This is a genomic window from Halanaerobium kushneri (assembly GCF_900156285.1).
Classification (GTDB): Bacteria; Bacillota; Halanaerobiia; order Halanaerobiales; family Halanaerobiaceae; genus Halanaerobium; species Halanaerobium kushneri.
This window is the reverse complement of record NZ_FTNC01000022.1, coordinates 23882-43523: the sequence shown is the minus strand read 5'-3', so window position 1 is coordinate 43523 and position 19642 is coordinate 23882. Positions and strand designations below refer to the sequence as shown.

The following is a 19642-nucleotide window of genomic DNA, read 5'->3' as shown; positions in this document are numbered from 1 at the left end:
TAGCTGCTTTTTGATAGCTAATATTATCTGAAATTAAAGATTTAAAATCTATACAGGATTTAGCAGCTTCCAGATAAGAAAAGGCTGGACAACTAGACACAGTATCACTATCAAATTTAGCTGGAATATTTAATTTGTTAAAACTATTTATTTTATTGTTGTTTTGTGGTAAACTCATATCAGAATCTCCTTTTTGGTTTTGGTATGGTTTTTTGTCCTAAAAACATTTTACCATAAAACCAAGAGGAGATTCTATTTTTTTATTCAAAAAAATTTGAACTAGATTTACTGTTTAAAGACTATCATAACTGGATTCGGTATTTTTACTTGCCGAATTCAAGTTTAATTATTTAACCTAAATCATTTATTTTCTTTCATTTCATAAATTCTATTACTTATTGAAATCATTTCCGAAATAGAAAGTTTTTCACCACGTTTTTTAAGACCAATACCTTCATCTTCTAAAGCTTGAGTTACAAGATCACGGTCAAGATTGATTACAGCTGATTTACTCAAACTATTACGCAGGGTTTTACGCCGCTGCTGAAATATTGATTTTACAACCTGAAAGAAGAATTTTCTGTTAATTACCTCTTCCTGATAAATATTTTTCTCATAGGGAGTTAAACTGACAATAACCGAATCAACATCCGGCTGAGGTATAAATACAGATGCAGGGACCTGATGTACGATTTCTGGCTGCATGTGATACTGAACTGCAACACTTAAGGAACCAAATTTTTTGGTTTCTGGTCCGGCACAAATTCTTTCTCCAACCTCTTTCTGCACCATAAATACCATCTGTTCAAGCTCCAGCTCACTCTCTAAAACCCCCATAATTATTGGAGTAGTTACATAATAGGGAAGATTTGCAATCAGCTTCATCTTCCGATTTTCAGGATTATATTTAGCTGCTGTTTCTTCCCATTTGATTTTCAGCGCATCCTGATTAAGCAAAGCTAGTTTTTCCTGATCTGCAAAAATATCTTCTAGAACTTCAACCATTGCTGCATCTTTTTCTACAGCCAGCATATTACCACTCTTTAGCTTTTCTAGTACTGCCTGAGTTAGTGAGCCAATCCCAGGACCAATTTCAATTATAAATTCATCACCTTTTATCTCTGCTGCTGCTGTAATAATATCAATAATATTAGAGTCAATTAGAAAGTTCTGACCGAGACTCTTTTTTAAATTTAAGTTGTGCTCACGCAAAATCTTTTTTGTTGCCGAAGGTGTTGCAATCTTATTTTTCATATTAATTTTAAATCATCCTTAATTAAATTATTTGTTATAATTTTATCATATTCACTCAGTTCAGGCAAAGTTGGAAGTTCTGATAATCAAGCAATCTTTTAACTTAAGCTGACAATTTATTTTTAAGCTTCAATAACTTTTTCAGCCAGACGATGAGTTAATAAATCTGCTGCCAGTTCCTTTTTATTATTCTCTCCTTTTCTTACCCTTTCTAAAAATTCACTGATCATATCTACAAAACCCCGATCATATCCCATCTTATTCCAGCCAGCTGTCTGAGAAATAATTTCTTTACCATCATTATAATTAACAATTTGAGTTATGTTTTTTATCTTCTTTTTCTGTTTAAAGCTCATTAGTTCAAGAGTTTCTTCAGTAATTGCATTATCTCGATTCATAATTCCAATTGCAGTGTTTTCTCCCTGACTGAGCTTTAAGATAACCTGAACTAATTTATTATTTCTTTTAATTTTATTGACATCAACTTGATTCAAATCAACTTCGCCCATTAAATACGAAATCGTATCAATTACATGAATAAAATCATCCATTATAAAACTGCGGGGATTCCCGGGAAGTTCTCTTCGATTTTTCTCCATAATTATTGTTTTAGGATTCTCAATTGCCAATAAAGACCTATAAGTTGGAACATAACGACGATTAAATCCGGTCATCAAAATCACATTATAATTTCTAGCCAATCTAAACAGTTCTTCAGTCTGTTCTAAATGATAGGTAAGTGGTTTATCAACAAAAGTGGGAATATTATTTTTTAAAAGTTTTTTGGCTAAAGAATAATGTGCTTCTGTAGCTGCATGAATAAAAGCAGCGTCTAAATCTTCTTTTAGCAGCTCATCAACTGAGCTATATAAGTTATCAACTCGATATTTTTTCCCCAGCTGCTTTAGAGTAGTTTTGTTACGAGTACAGAAATAAGGCTCTACAGCTTCCATTTGCGTAATTAAAGGTAAATATGCTTTTTGAGCAATATCTCCCAGCCCAATTATTCCTATTTTCATTTAAATAGCCTCCCTGTTTTATCTTCTTTTTAAAGACTTTTAGACAGCAAATTTAAAATTTCCAAATTTCAATTAAATTTTAAAATCCATAGATTCTTTCAGCATTTTCAGTTGTAATTTCTCCCATTTTTTCAGCAGTAATCCCTTTTATTTCTGCAGCCTTTTTTACAATTTGTTCTAAATAGGCCGGTTCATTTCTTTTTCCCCGATAAGGTGCTGGAGTCAGATAGGGGGCATCAGTTTCCAGCAAAATTCTATTCAACGGCACTTTTTTTAAAGCATCTCTAATCGGCTGAGCACTGCTAAAGGTAATTAAGCCCCCAAAGGCTGCATAATAATCTCTATTTATAATTTCTTCAATCTCTTCCGGCCCATAGGCATAACAGTGGAAAATTAAATTTTCGGCAAAATCAGCAGCCTGGGCTAAAATTTCTAAAGTCTCTGCTGCCGCTTCTCGAGAATGAATAACTACCGGAAGCTCAAGTTTGAGCGCCAGATCAAGCTGTTTTTTAAAGGCTTCTTTTTGAATCTCACGAGGTGAATTATCATAATAAAAATCAAGTCCACATTCTCCAATTGCCTTTACCTTAGAGGAAGCAGCTAAAGCCTTAATCTCTGCCAGACTTTCTCTGTTTACAGTATCTGCCTCATGTGGATGAATCCCAACTGAAGCATAAATAAAATCATATTTTTCGGCCAGTTCCACAGCCCGCCGACTCCCTTCCAGATCTGCACCAATATTTACAATTTTTTCTACACCCTTTTTGTGGGCTCTAGCAAAAACTTCTTCTCTATCCTGTTCATAATCATCAAAATCCAGGTGAGCATGAGTATCTATTAAACGCAATTTTTTTCCTCCCTCTATAAATTAAATTTAAATTCTAATAACAAAACTTTCTATTATGCAGGTAAAAAATTATTGAATAATATATATTACCTTCATCTTGTATTATATCACTAGAACTTAAAAAATAAAATAAGAGATAAACCAGGCTGTCTTTAATTAGGGATCTTAGCCACCAAAACACTTCTGAGCCAAATTTATCAGCTATAACGGTTTATTTATCTACCCATTGGTGGTATAATTAAAGTTAGTGTTTAAAATTAGGAGTGAGTTTAATGAAAAAAAATATATATCTAGATAATGCTGCAACCACTAAGGCTCTACCTGAAGTAACAAGTGCTGTAGTTGAGGCTTTAGAAAAAAATTATGCTAATCCTTCTTCACTACACAACTTTGGCTTAAAAGCAGAAAAGGTTTTAAAAAAAAGCAGAAAAATTATTGCTGAATATCTCGGTATCCAAAGCAAAGAAATCATCTTCACTTCCGGAGGTACAGAAAGTAATAATCTGGCCATTAGAGGAATTACGGAAGCTTATAAAAATAGGGGAAAACATTTAATCACCTCTCCTATCGAACATTCTTCTGTGGCTGAGCTATTTAAAGTTTTAGAAAAGGAAGGCTGGCAGGTAGATAGAGTTAAGGTTGATCAGGAGGGACATGTTGATCTTGAGCACCTAAAATCTTTAATCACCAAAGACACTCTTTTAGTCAGCATTATGCAGGTTAATAATGAGCTGGGAACTATCCAGCCCCTGGAAAAAATCGCTAAAATAATTAAAGATAAAAATGCACTCAGCTTTTTCCATGTAGATGGTGTGCAGGGTTTTGGTAAAATTCACAGCCAGCTTGGTCAATGGCCAATAGATCTTTATTCAATTAGTGGTCATAAAATTCACGGTCCTAAAGGCGTAGGAGCTTTATATATCAAAAAAGGTATAAATTTAAAGCCTCTTATTTATGGAGGCGGACAGGAAAGGAATTTGCGCTCAGGTACAGAAAATGTGCCGGCAATTGCTGGTTTGGGCGAAGCAGTGAAAAAGCTGCCCGAATTAACTACTAAAGCTATTTTTGAACAAAAATTGGTTAAACTTAGAAAATACCTCTTAAATTATTTAAATGACATAGAAGAGGTGGTTATTAACTCACCAGAATTTGGAGCACCACATATTATTAATTTTTCTATTCCGGGAATTAAAGGAGAAACCATGCTGCATGCACTGGAAAGTAGGGGAATCTATATTTCTACAGGTTCAGCCTGTTCTTCCCAAAAAAAGGGGAGTAGAATAATTAATGCCTGCGGATTATCACAGGCTAGAAGCGAGAGTGCACTTAGAGTGAGTTTAAACAAAGAAATCACAAAAGATGATTTGAATTATTTTATAAAAACTTTAAAAGAACAGATAAATTTTCTTAAACTTTTTTAATGAGGTGAAAAATTTTGTATGATTTAATAATTATTCGTTATGGAGAAATTGGCTTAAAAGGCGATAATATCAACGATTTTATCTCTCAGCTGGTTGCAAATATTGAGAGAGCAACCAGAGATCTGGGAGAATTTGAAATCAGCACAGTTTACGGGCGGATTTTTCTTTACGCAGAAAGTGATAAGATTGAAAAAATTGTAGGAAGATTGGTCAATGTTCCGGGAATTATTTCCTTAAGTCCTGCTCAGCGGTTTAGAATCGGAAAAAAAGTCGCTAACTTTGAACAGCAGGATTTTGAAAAACTAAAAAGAAAAGTTGTTCAACTCTTTAAAGCTGAAGTTAAAAACTATCCCACTACTTTTAAGGTCGAAACTACTCGGGCAGATAAATCTTTTCCAATGGAAAGTCCTGAACTTAATCGAGAGCTGGGAGCAGAAATTTTGAGAGAAGTGGAAAGCAAAACTAGACCACTCAGTGTTGATGTTCATCAGCCAGAACATCTATTTGAAATCGAAATTAGACGGGGTAAAATATATATTTTCATCAGGCGAGAGGCTGGCCCGGGAGGGCTGCCGGTTAAGTCATCCGGAAAGGCTCTGCTTTTATTATCTGGAGGTATTGACAGTCCTGTTGCTGGCTGGCTGGGTTTAAAAAGAGGACTGACCTTAAATGCCGTTTATTTTAACTCCCCTCCTTACACATCAGAAAGAGCCAAAGAAAAAGTTGTTGATCTGACAAAGGTTTTAAGCCGTTATGGTGGAGAAATCAAACTACAGATTCCTTATTTTACAGAAATCCAGCAGGAAATATTAAAAAAATCTCCAAGAAGATATACCGTAACAATTATGCGGAGAATGATGATTAGAATCGCCAACAGACTGGCTGAGATGAACGGAGAACTTGCCCTGGTTACCGGTGAGAGCCTGGGACAAGTAGCAAGTCAGACTTTAGAAGGTCTGCGTTCTTCTGATGAAGTAGCTGAATTTCCAGTTTTGAGGCCTTTAATTACCATGGACAAAAATGATATTATTGCTCTGGCAAAAAGAGTTGGAACTTATGAAATTTCGATTAGACCTCATGAAGACTGCTGTACAATTTTTGTGCCTGATAATCCTGCAACTCAGCCTAAACTTGACACTATTCATTTTGGCGAAGAGGATTTAGAAATTGAAAATTTAATTGATCGAGCTATAGAAAAAATGGAAGTTATTACAATTAGTGAAGGAGCAGCAGAATAAATATTTTCATTCAAAATTTTAATTGTACTTAAAAATAAACGGAGTAGATTTTCTCTACTCCGTTTTTCTCAACTTAATTTTTAAAAACATAAGTTAAACCCTGCTTAAACAGGATTTAACTTCCTTCCTTAAATTCTTCTAAAATCTTATCTAAATTCTCTTTTAACTGAAAAAGTGCTTCTTTATCTCCCTCAAAATTCCTGTATAATTTTTCCGGAATCTCAACAATCTCTTCTTTCATTTCTTTTCCTTTTTCAGTTAACTTGACCATAACTATCCGCTCATCTTCTTTAAATCTAAATTTTTCAAGCAGTCCCTGCTTAACCAATTTTTTTACCACCGGAGAAATAGTTCCAGAATCAAGATAAAGCTTTTCGCCCAGTTCCTTTATTGAAATCTTTTCTTCTTCCCAGAGGACCAGCATTATTATATACTGAGTATAGGTTAAATTATACTTATCCAGTAATGGTTTATATAACTGAATCACTTTGCGGGAAAGTGCATAAAGCGGGAAACAGATCTGATTTTCTAATTTTAACTTCTCAAATTGATCCATCTTATCACCTCTATTTTATTTTATGTGATTAAATTGAATTCAACTTAATTTATTATACACTTTAATTATGCTCGCTGTCAATATAATTTTACTCAATTACTAAGAAAAACTTTCTACAATTTTATGATATTCTCCCTTAGATTTAAGAAGATGAGTTAAAATTTCTCTCACTGCCCCAGCTCCACCTTTAAATTCAGAGACTAAATCGGAGATTTCTTTAACTTCATCTGCAGCATCAGCAGGACATCCTGCGAATCGGGCTTTGCTCATCACTGCCAGATCATTTAAATCATCACCCAGATATGCCAGATTACTATAATTAATCCCCTTTTTTTCCATCAACTTCTCTAAAGCAGTTTTTTTATCTCTAACCCCCTGATAGTATTCTTCAATCCCTAACTCAGCAGCTCTCCTGGCTACCACTTCAGATTTTCGACCAGTCATAATAATTACATCATATCCCATTTTTATTGCAGCCACCACCATTAAACCATCTTTAACATTAAAAGCTTTAAATTCATTTTTCCCATTATCTAAATAAACTTTACCATTTGTTAGTGTACCATCAACATCCAAAAAAATTGTATTTATCTCCTTCAATTTTATCCCTCCATTTTAAATAAAAATATGCAGACTAATTTTATTATATTGTTTTATCAAGATTTCTGCAATGCCAACTGCTCTAAAAAATAAACCCTCAGTGATTAAACTGAGGGTGATTTGGTAAAATATTCTTTTGCTTAAACTGTACTCCGCTGTTTTTTCTGCTCAAGCTTCAATTTCGCTGCTTTTTCGGCCTGTTCTTTTTCTTTGGCCCGATAATTTAAATAACCGGCTGAAATTATTAAAAATGCACCGATGATTGAAAAAATATCCGGAATCTCTTGAAATAAGACAAAACCAAAAACTGAAGAAAAGACAATATTGGCATAAGTATAAATTGACAGTTCACTCGCTTCAGCATGGCGGTAAGCATTAGTCATAAATAATTGAGCAACTGCAGCAAATAGCCCCAAAGCCAGTAACGCAAGTGCCTGAACAGCAGTTGGAATCACAAAACTTCCGCTGAGCATAAAAGGTATCATAGCTATGGTTGAAAAAAAACTAAAATAAAATACAACTGTAGCTGCCGAATCTGTTTTGCGCAGCTGCCTTACTAATGTATAGGCAACCCCGGCAAATATACTCGACATTAAGGCGATTAAGGATGGTATAAGATTTGAATCAAAACCTGGTCTTATCACAAGAATAGCACCTAAGGCAGCGGTAACTAAAGCAATTAACTGCTTTTTAGTAATCTTCTCTTTTAAAAATAGAGCAGCAAAAATCATTACAAAAAATGGTGACATTTTATTTAAAATTACTGCATCCGAAAGTTTCATATTTGCCAGAGCATAAAAATAAGCTGCAATTCCTAAAAGTCCAAAAGTACTGCGTAAAATCAAAAGTTTTTTGTTATTTCCAATCAGAGAGCTGCCGCTTTTTTTTACCAGACTGAAAGCAACAAAAATACCAACTAAATTTCTAAAAAATATCTTCTCTGCTGTCGGCATATCACCTAAAAATTTAACTGTAGCTGCCATTAACGCAAAAAAGAGTGATGATAAAAGTATAAATGTTATTCCCTTTTTTCTGTTTTCCATTTTTTCCACCTCATCTTATAATATTATAGAATTATAGAGTTATTAAAACTTATCAACAAGTAACTGTTTAAAACACTTTTTTGTTCCCACTTCTATGATATTCATTATCATTATTATATATAGTCTTTATCCTTATGTAAAGTAAAAACTCCACCTTTTAGGTGAAGTTTTAAAATTAGTTTTCAAATTTTAATTTCTCTCTTTTAAAGCTTCCTTAAGAGTGTGCCAGGACAATACTGCACACTTAACCCGGGCGGGCATATTTGAAATATTTTTCAAAGCCATTGCATCCTTTAATTTCCTTAACTCCTGCTGATCATCTATATCTTTTTTGATCATGGCAATAAAAGTCTCCACCAGCTCCAGGGCCTCTTCAATACTTTTTCCTTTAATTAAATCAATCATAATCGAAGTTGAAGCTTGCGAGATAGCACAACCGCTGCCGGTAAAAGCTGCCTCACTGATTAGATCACCATCAAACTTAAGCTCAAGAGTAATATCATCTCCACAGCTTGGATTATGGCCGTGTTCACTCAAATCAGCATCATCTAAAGAATGCTTGTTGCGGCTGTTCTTATTGTGCTCCATTATTAATTCTGTATAAACTGAATCAAGATCCATATCCAAAAACCTCCCTTACCTTCTCCAGGGATTCCAGAAAACGATCCACTTCTGCTTTAGTATTATAGAAATAAAAACTGATCCGACCGGTAGAGTTAAGACGATAAAATTTCATTAAAGGCTGGGCACAGTGATGACCTGAGCGAATTGCAATTCCTTCACTATCAACTATAGTGGCCAGATCATGAGAATGAATGTCCTTCAGGTTGAAAGATATAATGCCACCTCTATTTTCTAAATCAAGTGGGCCGGCTATTTCTACATAGTCAAGCTCTTTCATTTTTTCTAAGGCATATTCAGTTAGCTCCAGCTCGTACTCTTTAATTTTATCCAGTCCAACCTCCTCTAAATACTCAATTGCAGCCTGCAGTCCCACTGCTCCTTCTACATTGGGAGTACCGGCTTCAAATTTTTCTGGAAGTGGCGCATAAGTAGAACCCTGTTCTTTTACATATTCTATCATACCTCCACCCTTTAGAAAAGGAGGTAATGTTTCTAAAAGTTCTTTTTTACCGTAAAGAACGCCTATTCCCATTGGTCCCAGCATTTTATGACCTGAGAAAGCATAAAAATCAGCATCTAAATCTCTAATATCAGTCCGGATATGAGGAGCACCCTGAGCTCCATCAACCACAACTAAAGCTCCTTTTTGATGGGCAAGTTCTGCCATTTCTTTAACCGGGTTAATTACTCCACTCACATTTGACATCTGAGAGATACTAAAAATCTTAGTTTTTTTAGTCAGTTTTTCCTTTAATTCTGAAAGTGGAATTCTATAATTTTGATCTGGATATAAATACTTTAATTTTAAATTTTTCCGCTCAGCCAGCTGCTGCCATGGCAAAATATTGCTGTGATGTTCAAGAACAGAAATTAAAATTTCATCTCCCTCTTCAACTAAAGCTTCCAGGCTGTTTGCCAGCAAATTTAGTGATTCAGTAGTGTTACGGGTAAAAATAATTTCCTCCGATTTTTCAGCATTAATAAAATCTTTAACTTTTGCTCTGGCATTTTCGTAAGCCTCAGTAGCACGCGCACTTAATGTATGCGCTCCCCGGTGAGGATTGGCATTAATGGTCCGATTGTAATTATCGACTGCATCTAAAACCGACTCAGGCTTTTGAGTTGTAGCTGCATTATCAAAATAAATCAGTTCCTTACCATTTATCTGCTGCTTAAGAATCGGAAAATCCGCTTTATATTTTTCAGCAAATTCCTGACCTGATATTCTTTCTTTAACTGCGAATTCTTGTTTTGACGTCATTGATAACACTTCCTTTGAGGTCATTTAGAGGTATCTTATCAAATATTGGATTAAAAGATGCCTCAACCATTAACTGTTTGGCTTCAGCTTTTGTCATCCCCCTGCTCATTAAATAAAAAAGTCTCTGTTCATCTATTTGTCCGGCACTTACTGCATGTTCTCCTTCCACATTATCTTCTTCCGAAAATAGTGCGGGAATTGAATCAGAATCTACAGTCTTATCCAGAAGCAGCACTTCTTCTCTCTCTGAGCCTTTTGCCTGACCGGCACCTTTTTGGAAATATAAGTCGCCTCTAAATACTTTCTGGGCCTTATCTTTTAAAACTCCCTTTGATTCAATTTCGCTGCTGCTGTGACGTCCCTGGTGATTCATCTTAAAACCAAGATCCAGTTTGCGTTCCCCATCCGCAAAATAAACAGAACTAATACTGGCTCTACTCCCGTCAGCAATTAAGGTATTTTCATTATTAGTTACTGAGTTCTTTGCTCCCAGTTCGATCGGAATCCAATTGAGTTCTCCCTGGTTGGAAACGAGAGAAATATTACTGTCAAAATTATCACTCTGATCATTGAAACGCTGTACCTTAACAATATTTAAAACAGCATTTTCCTTTACTATTACCCGGGTTAGGCCATTATGGAAAGCTTTTAAGTTCTGATCCTGCATTCGATAATCAATTACAATTGTCAAATTAGAGTTTTCTTCGGCTACAATTAAATTATTATCGATTAAAACTGGGTTTTCCTGATCGAGCTCATAAAAAATCTCTACCGGGACCTTCAACTCCACATTTTGGGGAGCTTTAATAAAAAGTCCGGTATTATAAAAAGCTTCAACCATTGCTAAATATTTAGGATCAAGACCCTGATTTCCTTTTTTAACTTTTTTATCTTTAAATTGATCCAGATAATTTATAATTTCTTCTTCATTATTTAGATTATCTGTCATTTTTTTGATCATCAGTTCCTGCTGCCACTTTTTTTCTTTTAGATACTCTTTATTATAAGGACTGTATTCTGGAAACTGATAATCAAATAAATTTATTCTTTTATAATCACCCTTAGTCAAATTTTCATAAATTTCGTAGCTTTCTTTTCTTCTACTGCTTAAAAGTTTCGACTGACCGGTAGTTAAATTATCTACTAAATTTTTATTATACATTTTATATCACCTATCCTATAGTACCTTCGAGTTCAAGGTTGATTAAATTATTCAATTCAACTGCATATTCTAATGGTAGTTCATTTGCAATTGGTTCCACAAAACCACGAACAATCATTGCCTTGGCTTCTTCTTCACTAATCCCTCGGCTCATCAGATAAAAAACTGCTTCTTCACTGATTCGTCCTACTTTAGCTTCATGCCCAATATCAATATCATCAGTCTGAAGTTTCATTATCGGGAGTGTGTCTGATTTAGATTCATTATCAAGCATTAAGGATTCACAGGAAACTGAAGCCTTTGCTCCGTGAGCATTATCAGTTGCCTTGAGCAGTCCGCGGTAATAAGCATGACCTCCATCCTTGGCAATTGAACGAGAATTAACTGTAGAAGTAGTATTTGGAGCTGCATGGATTACCTGTGCTCCTGTATCTAAATACTGTCCTTCAGCAGCAAAAGTAACACCTGTAAATTCTGCTCTGGCTCTGGCTCCTTTTAAAATACTCATTGGATAAAGCATCGAAACTTTGGAGCCAAATGAACCAGAAACCCACTCAATAACTCCATCTTCGTCAACCAGTGCCCGCTTAGTGTTTAAATTATACATGTTGCGAGACCAGTTCTCTATTGTACTATAGCGTAGTTTTGCACCTTTGTTGACAAATAATTCCACAGCTCCTGCATGAAGGTTATTAACTGAATATTTTGGGGCTGAGCAGCCTTCAATAAAGTGAGCATTTGCTCCTTCTTCTAAAATAATCAGTGTATGCTCAAATTGACCTGAGCCAGGTGCATTCTGGCGGAAATAAGACTGCAGAGGTATATCTACATCTACTCCTGCCGGAACATAAACAAAAGACCCACCTGACCAGACGGCTCCATGCAGAGCTGAAAATTTATGATCATTAGGTGTGATTAATTTCATAAAATGTTCCCTAACTATCTCTTCGTGTTCTTTAACGGCGTTCTCCATATCCATATAAATAACGCCCTGTTCAACCAGTTCTTCTTTTAAATTATGATAAACAACTTCTGAGTCATACTGAGCTCCTACTCCAGCCAGAGACTCCTTTTCTGCCTCCGGAATACCCAGAGCATCAAAAGTGTTTTTAATCTCTTCTGGAACCTGATCCCAGTCACTCTCAAGATCAGCATCTGGCCTCACATAGGTAATAATATTATCCATATCCAAATCCGAAATATCAGCTCCCCAGGTGGGAACCTCTTTATTCTGATATATTTTTAAAGCCTTTAGCCTGAATTCAAGCATCCACTCCGGTTCATTTTTCTCCCGGGATATTTCTCTTATTACTTCAGGAGTCAGACCTTTTTGTGCTTTATAGCGATGTTTTTCTTCATTTTTTTCGTCATGCAAACTGCGATCAACATCTTTGACTTCTGTCTTTTCACTCATCTTAAAAACCTCCCTGTTCTAAAAACATTAAGCAATGACTTTCTGATATTAAATCCCCCAATATATATTAAACTATCATCTTTATTATAATCCAATTTTATTTATAAATTTAAGTTAACAATTTGTTTTAGAATTGCTTTCATCTAGATGTTCAGCTTTATATTCAGCATAACCTTCTTTTTCGATCGCTTTTGCCAGCTCCATATCCCCTGACTTAGCAATTCTACCATCAACAAGCACATGAACATAATCCGGCTGCAGATAGTCCAAAATCTGGTTATGGTGAGTAATTATTATCATTGCATTATCTTCAGAAGCAAGCTTTTTAATTCCTTCGGCGACTGTTTTTGTAGCGTCAACATCCAATCCAGAATCTGTTTCATCTAGAATTGCAAGTTTTGGCTCTAAAACTGCCATCTGTAAGATTTCATTTTTTTTCTTTTCTCCTCCAGAAAAGCCTTTGTTCAAATAACGATCTGCATATGACTGATCAATATCCAGCAGGTTCATCTTTTCTTCTAAAAGAAATTTAAAATCGAAAATACTCTGCTGTTCACCACTAACTGCTGTTTTTGCAGTACGCAAAAAGTTTTCCACCGTCACTCCTGGAATTTCCTGAGGATACTGAAATGATAAGAAAATACCCTTTTTAGCTCTTTTGTCAACTGCTAATTCATTAATGTTTTCTCCTTCAAACTCGATTTCTCCATTTATAATTTTGTGTTCCGGATGCCCCATCAAGACATTAGCCAGAGTAGATTTTCCGGCTCCATTTGGCCCCATAATCACATGAATTTCGCCTTTATTCACTTCCAAATTGATTCCATTTAAAATTTCTTCATCTTCTACCTTTGATTTCAGATTACAAATTTTAAGCAATTTTTTAGCCATAATCTATGTCATCTCCTTTATTAAAGTTATCTGCTCAGCATTCTGCTATTTATATCCTACAACATTACTCAACTTTAGTCAAGGATTTAGCTAAAAAAGTAACTTAATTAACAATAAAAAAAGATGGCACCAGGTATCTGGAGGTAATTTCCAGACACTCGCTGCCAATAAGCTTTAAATTTATATTTCTTTTTCTATATATTTTTTCCTGAAAATCAATCTTACAACCACATAAAATGGAACAGCGGTTAGGGCTCCGATAAATCCAAATAAATAAACACCTGATAAAACTACAAATAAAACTGCAATCGGATGAATCTCCAATCTTCTTCCCTGGACAAGGGGTCTAATAACATTTCCTTCTAAATATTGTGCAATCAAAATAATTGTCAGAACTCCTAAAAATAAAAACCAGCTATTTGTTACAGCAACAAAAACAGCCGGCAGGCTGCCAAAAAACGGTCCAATAATAGGAATTAAAGAAGTTATCATTGCTATTAAAGACAAAACAACAGCATTAGGAAGTCCAATAATTAAAAAACCTGCAAACATTACTAAGCCCAGAAAAAATGCTACAACCAGCTGAGAACTGATAAAAGTAGAGAGTATTTGATCAATTTCAACTCCCATTTTTTCGACTTTCCTCTTTTTAGATTCTGGAACAAATGTCATTAAATTATCAAATATCTTTTTATCATCTTTAAGTAAATAAAATAATACAAATGGAATCAACAAAATTATTAATCCAAAATTAGTAATAGAACTAAAAATCCCCATATAATTATAAGAAGAAATTTTCTGAGCCAGATTATTTGCATAAGAGAATATTCTTTCCCTTAAATTCAAATCTTCTAAAAAAGACTGATCAAAATTTATATATTCTCTCAAACTTTCAATTATACCCAGGATAAAATTGTAAATATAGTCATAATTACCACTTAAGCTCTGGCTGAGCTCTTTGCCCTGATTGTAAATAATACTGCCGCCAAAATAAAAGACCATTGTTATAATTGTAATAACCACCAAAAATGAAATCACTATTGAAAGAGATTTGTTTTTGATCCATTTATGCAAAAATCTAACCAGTGGCCTCATTAAATAATATAAAAAAGTACTGAACAAAAGCGGCAGCAGCACAAAACTGAGTACGGAAGTTAAAGGTGCTGTAAAATATGGTATCTGGCCAGCTAAAAAAATTATTATCAGAATAATTATTACTCCGTGTCCAATTCTAAAAAAACGTTCTTTGAACATAAAAGCCTCCTTAAATCATTTCATTTTCAACCTATAAAAAAATCTATATTGCCCAACAGGAATTATGTATTATGATGCTTATTCTCTGATACAACTTTAATGGCTCTGGTAACAACAGAAAGTACATCAACTGAATGCTGCTGTTCAAGCTCTTCTGTTTTGGAAAAAACTTCTCCTTTAGAAGTGGCAACATATTTTGCAGGCAAACGATTCAAAGCATAACTTGCCATATCCAATAAACAATCTTCATCCTTGCAGACATCATTAAATTCCTCTCTTTGAAGCATCTCGTCCAACATTTCTAATACAACTTCTTCAGTTAAGTTATTCAAACTCTTTTTTAGACTCTTTAATTTTTCATTTCTTAGCATAATTTACCTCCCACTTATTTAGAATTAAATAATTTTAATTAAGAATTTTCCCCCTATTAATTTGACTTCTTAAATTAATATTTCTTTATAAATAGTAAAAACCCTGCCTAAAAATGACAGGGTTTAAATAATAATTATATATTTCTATTTTGATACTCACCAAATACTTCTCTTAATTGATCGTTTATTTCACCTAAAGTTGCTCTAGCCCTAACGGCTTGAATAATAGCTGGCATTAAATTTTCATTAGTTTTAGCAGTAGATTTAACTGCTTTTAATGCTTTTTGAAGCTTTTTTTGGTCTCTACTGTTTTTGATTTTTTTCAGATCTGCTATCTGATCTGTTTCTAGATCTGGATTAAGTTGATGCAGTTCTATTCCCGAGTTATGATTTTCTGTCTGGTATCGATTGACTCCAACCACTACTTTCTTTTTTTGGTCAATCTCCTTTTGCTTTTGATAGGCGCTTTCCTGAATTTCTCGCTGTATATAACCTGTTTTTATTGCCTCTATCATTCCACCAAGTTGATCAATTTTATTTAAATATTTACGACTTTTTTCTACAAAAGTATCCGTTAATTCTTCTAAATAGTAGGAACCTCCAAGTGGATCAATAACATCAGCAATTCCACTTTCTTCTGCAATAATCTGTTGAGTTCTCAAAGCTATTTCTACTGCTTCTTCAGAGGGAAGAGACAAAGCTTCATCATAAGAATTTGTATGCAGAGATTGAGTGCCACCAAAAACAGCTGCCATTGCCTGGATTGTTACTCTAATTATATTATTTAAGGGCTGACTGGCTGTTAAAGCAGTTCCCGCAGTCTGGGTATGAAAACGCAGCAGTTTCGACTTCTTCTTTTCTGCCCCAAATTTTTCTTCCATAATTTCAGCCCAGAGTCTCCTGGCCGCTCTAAATTTAGCTGTTTCTTCCATTAGATTCATCTGAGCAGCAAAGAAAAATGACAGTCTTGGAGCAAAATCATCAATATCAAGACCAATTTTTAAAGCTGCTTCCACATAAGTCAAAGCATCTGCCAGAGTAAAAGCAAGTTCCTGAACAGCAGTTGAGCCTGCTTCCCGAATATGATAGCCACTAATACTAATTGTGTTAAAGCCAGGCATCTTTTGAGAACAATAATCAAAAATATCTGTAATCAGACGCAGTGAAGGTTCAGGTGGGTAAATATAAGTTCCTCGAGCAACATATTCTTTCAAAATATCATTTTGAATAGTCCCGGACAGCTGTTCAGGCGCAATCCCTTTCTCTTCGGCCGCTACAATATACATTGCCAGAACAACTGCAGCCGGTGCATTAATTGTCATTGAAGTACTAACTTCGGCCAGGGGAATATCATCAAAAAGAATTTTCATATCTTCTACGCTATCAATTGCTACCCCTACTTTTCCTACCTCTCCCTCAGCCAGCTGATGATCAGAGTCATAACCAATTTGTGTGGGAAGATCGAAGGCAACGCTCAAACCAGACTGCCCCTGTTTTAAAAGATATTTGAATCGATTATTTGTTTCTCTGGCAGTACCATATCCCGAATACTGTCTCATTGTCCAGAGACGGGAACGATACATTGTTGGATAAACTCCTCTGGTAAATGGAAACTCTCCAGGAAATGAAAGCTTCTTTTTATAATTAATATTCTGAGAATCCAGGGGTGTATAAAGAGGTTTAATTTTGAATTCTGTATCAGAAGAAAAAACATCCTTCCTCAAACCAAAACGTTCTGCTGTTTTTTGATATTTGTTTTCCTGCCAGCTTTTTTCATTCTCCTTTAAACTCCAATATTCATTTTCACTCTGTTCTTTATCTTTATATTCTCCCATAAATATAGCTCCTTTTATCAAGTTTTAAATCAAAACCCAAATCAAAAGCCTCCATATTAATATCAATAGTTTCCGGGGGGACCTTTTCGATTATTGCCTTTTTAATAAACTCTACTGGAATTTTGTTCTGTATAATTCTGGAAATAACCCCCAATACAATCATATTAGCAGAAATTTCTTCCCCAATTTTTCTAGCAGCCAGATCTAGAATATTTAGCTGATAAACATTATCTTTAAATTCCTGTCTAACAGCAGAAATATCAATTCTACTATCAACAATAATTACTCCATAACTTTTTAAATCAGATCCGTACTGATCAAAGGACTCCTGAGTCAAACAGACTAAAAGATCAGGTTTAATAACTTTAGGAAAATCAATCTGGTCTTCATCAAAAACAATCTCAGACCGGCTGGCTCCCCCTCTTGATTCCGGACCATAAGACTGACTCTGACTAATATTTAAATTATCAACCATAACTCCTGCCTCAGCCAGAATTTTCCCAGCTAAAATCATTCCCTGACCTCCGGCACCACTTAGTCTAATTTCATATCTATTCATTATAAAGCCCCCTCTTGATTTGCTTTTGCAATAATCTTTTTATAACGGACAGTATATTCACTCTCAGGACTATCCACTTCTTTTAAAATTCCCAGGGGATACAAAAGCTGTTTTTTCTCAGTACTGAGCTGCTGCCACTTTTTAAAGTCTACTGTATTCTTTTTCTGACTCTTCAACATCTCTACCGCATCTCCGCTTCCGTTCTGACGTCCATAACTAACCGGACACTGCGAAAAGCTTTCTACAAAAGAAAATCCCTTATGTTTTAAGGCAGCAAGATATAACCTTTTTAACTGCCGGGGATCAAAAGTAGCTCCTCGGGCAATAAAAGTTCCTCCTGCTCCTTCGACAAGTTGTGCCAGATCAAAGTTTTGATCAATATTGCCATATGGAGCAGTGGTTGCCATATCACTGGGAGGAGTCATTGGCGAAAATTGTCCACCTGTCATTCCATAAATCTGATTATTAAATAAAATAACTGTTAAATCAATATTCCGACGAGCAGCATGAATTAAATGATTGCCACCAATTGCAGTCCCATCACCGTCTCCAGTCATTACAATAACATTTAAGTTGGGATTGGCCATTTTAACTCCTGTAGCAAAAGCAATAGCTCTCCCGTGAGTAGTATGCAGAGTGTCAAAATTTAAATAACCGGTAGCTCGGCCAGAACAACCAATACCTGAGATCACAACTGTTTTATCCTGATCTAAATCACTTTCAGTAAAAGCTCTAATAAATGAATTTAAAATAGTCCCATGGCCACAGCCCGGACACCAGATATGAGGTAATTTATCCATTCTTAAATATTTTTCAGTTTCCATTATAATACCTCCTCCATTAGATCTCTGATTGCTTCCGGCTTAATTAATTCTCCTGCATAAGAATTTATCCCGAGAACTCTGGCCTGACCGGCGACTGCTCTTTCAACTTCTCTAATCAACTGCCCCTGGTTTAATTCAGGTACAATAATGGTCTCAACCTGAGCTGCCAGTTTGGCGACTTCCCTTTCTGCAAACGGCCACACTGTCTGTAGTTTAAACCAGCCAGCTTTCAGATTATCTTTTCGTCCAGTATTGACAGCACTAATCGCTGTTCTGGCAGTCGATCCATAACTCAAAACTGCCACCCGATCATCATTTCTAATATCTTTCTGATAAAATATTATCTGCTCCAAATTATTGTGCAGCTTATTATGGAGTCGGTCCTGCATCAATTTGGCAGTCTCCTTTTTACCATCAGGAAATCCACTCTGATCATGAAATAAACCACTTGTATGATATTTAAAACCACTACCATAATCAGCCATGGGAGGAATTAAGTCATCAGTCTGCTGATAAGGAAGATAACTTTTTGGATCCTGATCTGCGGTGGGACGCTTTCTGTTAATTATTTCGATTTCTTCACTGTCATTTAAATATATTTTTTCTCTCAAATGCCCAATAACTTCATCCAGCAGCAAAACAACCGGCTGCCTAAATTTCTCACTTAAATTTACTGCTTTAATTGTCAGTTCGTAACTTTCTGCTACAGAAGCAGGTGCCAGAGCAATTATTTCCTGATCACCATTTCTCCCCCAGCGAGTCTGCATCAAATCTCCCTGGGAAGGTGAAGTGGGGAGACCAGTTGAAGGACCAACTCTCTGCACATTAACTACAACTAAAGGTGCTTCTACCATAGTTGCAAAGCCCAGATTCTCCTGTTTGAGAGCAAATCCTGGTCCACTTGTAGCAGTAATTGATTTTTTCCCAGCAAGTGAGGCACCTACCACTGCAGCCATTCCGGCGATTTCGTCTTCCATCTGTAAAAACTTGCCTCCAATTTTAGGCAGTTCTCTGGCAAAACCCTCCGCAATTTCGGAGGCGGGAGTAATTGGATAACCGGCAAAAAATTCTACCCCTGCTGCCAGTGCACCTTCTACAACTGCCTGATCACCCTGGAGAAGAACCGCTCTTTTTTCTGGCTTAAATATTTTAGTCTTCATCACTTGCCACCACCTTCAACACAAAGTCAGGACAAATCAACTCACAATTATGACAGCCTATGCACTTTTCTAAATCAAAAATTTCTACTATCTTTTTACCTTTAATTAAAATATCTGTTGGACAAACCGAAACACAAATACCACAGTTTTTACACCAGTCAGGATGTTCAATTTCTATTCTCTCACCTCTGGCCATGATTTTCACTCCTTAAAAATAATTTTATTTTCTGCCCATTTCAGGCGGAGATGAAGCCAGCTGCTCGATACTCTCTACTTTAAAAAAAAGAAAATTTTTAAATTTATTTAAAA

General features: G+C 35.4%; 20 protein-coding genes. 2 read left to right on the top strand and 18 right to left on the bottom strand.

The window, feature by feature from the left end; all coding sequences use genetic code 11:
* Window positions 1-360: 360 nt before the first annotated feature.
* From rsmA to BW929_RS12175, 3 genes are all read right to left on the bottom strand, one after another.
* Window positions 361-1254: a 16S rRNA (adenine(1518)-N(6)/adenine(1519)-N(6))-dimethyltransferase RsmA gene (gene rsmA / locus BW929_RS12185; protein ID WP_076545767.1), complete on the bottom strand. Its 894-nt coding sequence runs from the start codon at window positions 1252-1254 to the stop codon at window positions 361-363.
* A 122-nt stretch (window positions 1255-1376) separates the two neighbouring features.
* Window positions 1377-2273 (bottom strand): Gfo/Idh/MocA family protein, encoded by an 897-nt coding sequence (locus BW929_RS12180; protein WP_076545766.1) that lies wholly within the window; start codon window positions 2271-2273, stop codon window positions 1377-1379.
* Window positions 2274-2352: 79 nt separating this feature from the next.
* Window positions 2353-3120 carry a TatD family hydrolase gene (locus BW929_RS12175; RefSeq protein WP_076545765.1) on the bottom strand — a complete coding sequence of 256 codons (768 nt, stop codon included), beginning with the start codon at window positions 3118-3120 and terminating at the stop codon, window positions 2353-2355.
* Window positions 3121-3392: 272 nt separating this feature from the next.
* On the opposite strand from BW929_RS12175, the gene BW929_RS12170 reads away from it, so the two are divergent.
* Together BW929_RS12170 and thiI are read left to right on the top strand one after the other, a co-directional pair.
* Window positions 3393-4541, top strand: coding sequence for a cysteine desulfurase family protein (locus BW929_RS12170; RefSeq protein ID WP_076545764.1), 1149 nt, complete (start codon window positions 3393-3395; stop codon window positions 4539-4541).
* 14 nt (window positions 4542-4555) lie between these two features.
* The gene (thiI, locus tag BW929_RS12165) at window positions 4556-5779 is read left to right on the top strand and encodes a tRNA uracil 4-sulfurtransferase ThiI (protein ID WP_076545763.1); all 1224 of its coding nucleotides are present in this window, start codon (window positions 4556-4558) and stop codon (window positions 5777-5779) included.
* A 115-nt stretch (window positions 5780-5894) separates the two neighbouring features.
* Here thiI and BW929_RS12160 read toward each other — a convergent pair whose 3' ends face one another.
* From BW929_RS12160 to BW929_RS12090, 15 genes are all read right to left on the bottom strand, one after another.
* Window positions 5895-6335 (bottom strand): MarR family winged helix-turn-helix transcriptional regulator, encoded by a 441-nt coding sequence (locus BW929_RS12160; protein WP_076545762.1) that lies wholly within the window; start codon window positions 6333-6335, stop codon window positions 5895-5897.
* A 99-nt stretch (window positions 6336-6434) separates the two neighbouring features.
* Window positions 6435-6935, bottom strand: a complete 501-nt coding sequence (locus tag BW929_RS12155; RefSeq protein WP_076545761.1) for a KdsC family phosphatase — start codon at window positions 6933-6935, stop codon at window positions 6435-6437.
* Between the two features lie 140 nt (window positions 6936-7075).
* On the bottom strand, window positions 7076-7978 hold the full coding sequence (locus tag BW929_RS12150; protein WP_076545760.1) for a DMT family transporter: 903 nt from the start codon (window positions 7976-7978) through the stop codon (window positions 7076-7078).
* A 189-nt stretch (window positions 7979-8167) separates the two neighbouring features.
* Window positions 8168-8599 (bottom strand): Fe-S cluster assembly sulfur transfer protein SufU, encoded by a 432-nt coding sequence (gene sufU, locus BW929_RS12145; RefSeq protein WP_076545759.1) that lies wholly within the window; start codon window positions 8597-8599, stop codon window positions 8168-8170.
* Window positions 8589-9863 carry a cysteine desulfurase gene (locus BW929_RS12140; RefSeq protein ID WP_076545758.1) on the bottom strand — a complete coding sequence of 425 codons (1275 nt, stop codon included), beginning with the start codon at window positions 9861-9863 and terminating at the stop codon, window positions 8589-8591. The genes sufU and BW929_RS12140 overlap by 11 nt, the downstream gene beginning before the upstream one ends.
* A complete protein-coding gene (sufD, locus tag BW929_RS12135; RefSeq protein WP_076545757.1) occupies window positions 9835-11025 on the bottom strand; it encodes a Fe-S cluster assembly protein SufD in 1191 nt (396 codons plus the stop codon). Before sufD ends, BW929_RS12140 begins: the two co-directional genes overlap by 29 nt.
* A 10-nt stretch (window positions 11026-11035) precedes the next feature.
* A complete protein-coding gene (gene sufB / locus BW929_RS12130; RefSeq protein ID WP_076545756.1) occupies window positions 11036-12439 on the bottom strand; it encodes a Fe-S cluster assembly protein SufB in 1404 nt (467 codons plus the stop codon).
* A 114-nt stretch (window positions 12440-12553) separates the two neighbouring features.
* Window positions 12554-13330: a Fe-S cluster assembly ATPase SufC gene (sufC, locus tag BW929_RS12125; protein WP_076545755.1), complete on the bottom strand. Its 777-nt coding sequence runs from the start codon at window positions 13328-13330 to the stop codon at window positions 12554-12556.
* A 180-nt stretch (window positions 13331-13510) separates the two neighbouring features.
* On the bottom strand, window positions 13511-14584 hold the full coding sequence (locus BW929_RS12120) for an AI-2E family transporter (RefSeq protein ID WP_076545754.1): 1074 nt from the start codon (window positions 14582-14584) through the stop codon (window positions 13511-13513).
* Between the two features lie 62 nt (window positions 14585-14646).
* The gene (locus tag BW929_RS12115) at window positions 14647-14955 is read right to left on the bottom strand and encodes a late competence development ComFB family protein (RefSeq protein WP_076545753.1); all 309 of its coding nucleotides are present in this window, start codon (window positions 14953-14955) and stop codon (window positions 14647-14649) included.
* Between the two features lie 134 nt (window positions 14956-15089).
* Window positions 15090-16790, bottom strand: coding sequence for an acyl-CoA mutase large subunit family protein (locus BW929_RS12110; RefSeq protein WP_076545752.1), 1701 nt, complete (start codon window positions 16788-16790; stop codon window positions 15090-15092).
* Complete coding sequence (locus BW929_RS12105) at window positions 16777-17349, bottom strand: 2-oxoacid:acceptor oxidoreductase family protein (RefSeq protein ID WP_076545751.1); 573 nt, start codon at window positions 17347-17349, stop codon at window positions 16777-16779. Before BW929_RS12105 ends, BW929_RS12110 begins: the two co-directional genes overlap by 14 nt.
* Window positions 17349-18173: a 2-oxoacid:ferredoxin oxidoreductase subunit beta gene (locus BW929_RS12100; RefSeq protein ID WP_076545750.1), complete on the bottom strand. Its 825-nt coding sequence runs from the start codon at window positions 18171-18173 to the stop codon at window positions 17349-17351. Before BW929_RS12100 ends, BW929_RS12105 begins: the two co-directional genes overlap by 1 nt.
* Window positions 18173-19333, bottom strand: coding sequence for a 2-oxoacid:acceptor oxidoreductase subunit alpha (locus BW929_RS12095; protein ID WP_076545749.1), 1161 nt, complete (start codon window positions 19331-19333; stop codon window positions 18173-18175). The genes BW929_RS12100 and BW929_RS12095 overlap by 1 nt, the downstream gene beginning before the upstream one ends.
* Entirely contained in the window at window positions 19323-19529 is a 207-nt protein-coding gene (locus tag BW929_RS12090) for a 4Fe-4S binding protein (RefSeq protein ID WP_076545748.1), read from the bottom strand. The genes BW929_RS12095 and BW929_RS12090 overlap by 11 nt, the downstream gene beginning before the upstream one ends.
* Between the last annotated feature and the right edge of the window lie 113 nt (window positions 19530-19642).

Excerpts from the sequence above, each read along its gene's own strand:
- rsmA (WP_076545767.1), bottom strand. The coding sequence starts at position 1,254 with ATGAAAAATAAGATTGCAACACCTTCGGCAACAAAAAAGATTTTGCGT.
- BW929_RS12180 (WP_076545766.1), bottom strand. The coding sequence starts at position 2,273 with ATGAAAATAGGAATAATTGGGCTGGGAGATATTGCTCAAAAAGCATAT.
- BW929_RS12170 (WP_076545764.1), top strand. The coding sequence starts at position 3,393 with ATGAAAAAAAATATATATCTAGATAATGCTGCAACCACTAAGGCTCTA.
- BW929_RS12160 (WP_076545762.1), bottom strand. The coding sequence starts at position 6,335 with ATGGATCAATTTGAGAAGTTAAAATTAGAAAATCAGATCTGTTTCCCG.
- BW929_RS12150 (WP_076545760.1), bottom strand. The coding sequence starts at position 7,978 with ATGGAAAACAGAAAAAAGGGAATAACATTTATACTTTTATCATCACTC.
- sufU (WP_076545759.1), bottom strand. The coding sequence starts at position 8,599 with ATGGATCTTGATTCAGTTTATACAGAATTAATAATGGAGCACAATAAG.
- BW929_RS12140 (WP_076545758.1), bottom strand. The coding sequence starts at position 9,863 with ATGACGTCAAAACAAGAATTCGCAGTTAAAGAAAGAATATCAGGTCAG.
- sufD (WP_076545757.1), bottom strand. The coding sequence starts at position 11,025 with ATGTATAATAAAAATTTAGTAGATAATTTAACTACCGGTCAGTCGAAA.
- sufB (WP_076545756.1), bottom strand. The coding sequence starts at position 12,439 with ATGAGTGAAAAGACAGAAGTCAAAGATGTTGATCGCAGTTTGCATGAC.
- sufC (WP_076545755.1), bottom strand. The coding sequence starts at position 13,330 with ATGGCTAAAAAATTGCTTAAAATTTGTAATCTGAAATCAAAGGTAGAA.
- BW929_RS12120 (WP_076545754.1), bottom strand. The coding sequence starts at position 14,584 with ATGTTCAAAGAACGTTTTTTTAGAATTGGACACGGAGTAATAATTATT.
- BW929_RS12115 (WP_076545753.1), bottom strand. The coding sequence starts at position 14,955 with ATGCTAAGAAATGAAAAATTAAAGAGTCTAAAAAAGAGTTTGAATAAC.
- BW929_RS12110 (WP_076545752.1), bottom strand. The coding sequence starts at position 16,790 with ATGGGAGAATATAAAGATAAAGAACAGAGTGAAAATGAATATTGGAGT.
- BW929_RS12105 (WP_076545751.1), bottom strand. The coding sequence starts at position 17,349 with ATGAATAGATATGAAATTAGACTAAGTGGTGCCGGAGGTCAGGGAATG.
- BW929_RS12100 (WP_076545750.1), bottom strand. The coding sequence starts at position 18,173 with ATGGAAACTGAAAAATATTTAAGAATGGATAAATTACCTCATATCTGG.
- BW929_RS12095 (WP_076545749.1), bottom strand. The coding sequence starts at position 19,333 with ATGAAGACTAAAATATTTAAGCCAGAAAAAAGAGCGGTTCTTCTCCAG.
- BW929_RS12090 (WP_076545748.1), bottom strand. The coding sequence starts at position 19,529 with ATGGCCAGAGGTGAGAGAATAGAAATTGAACATCCTGACTGGTGTAAA.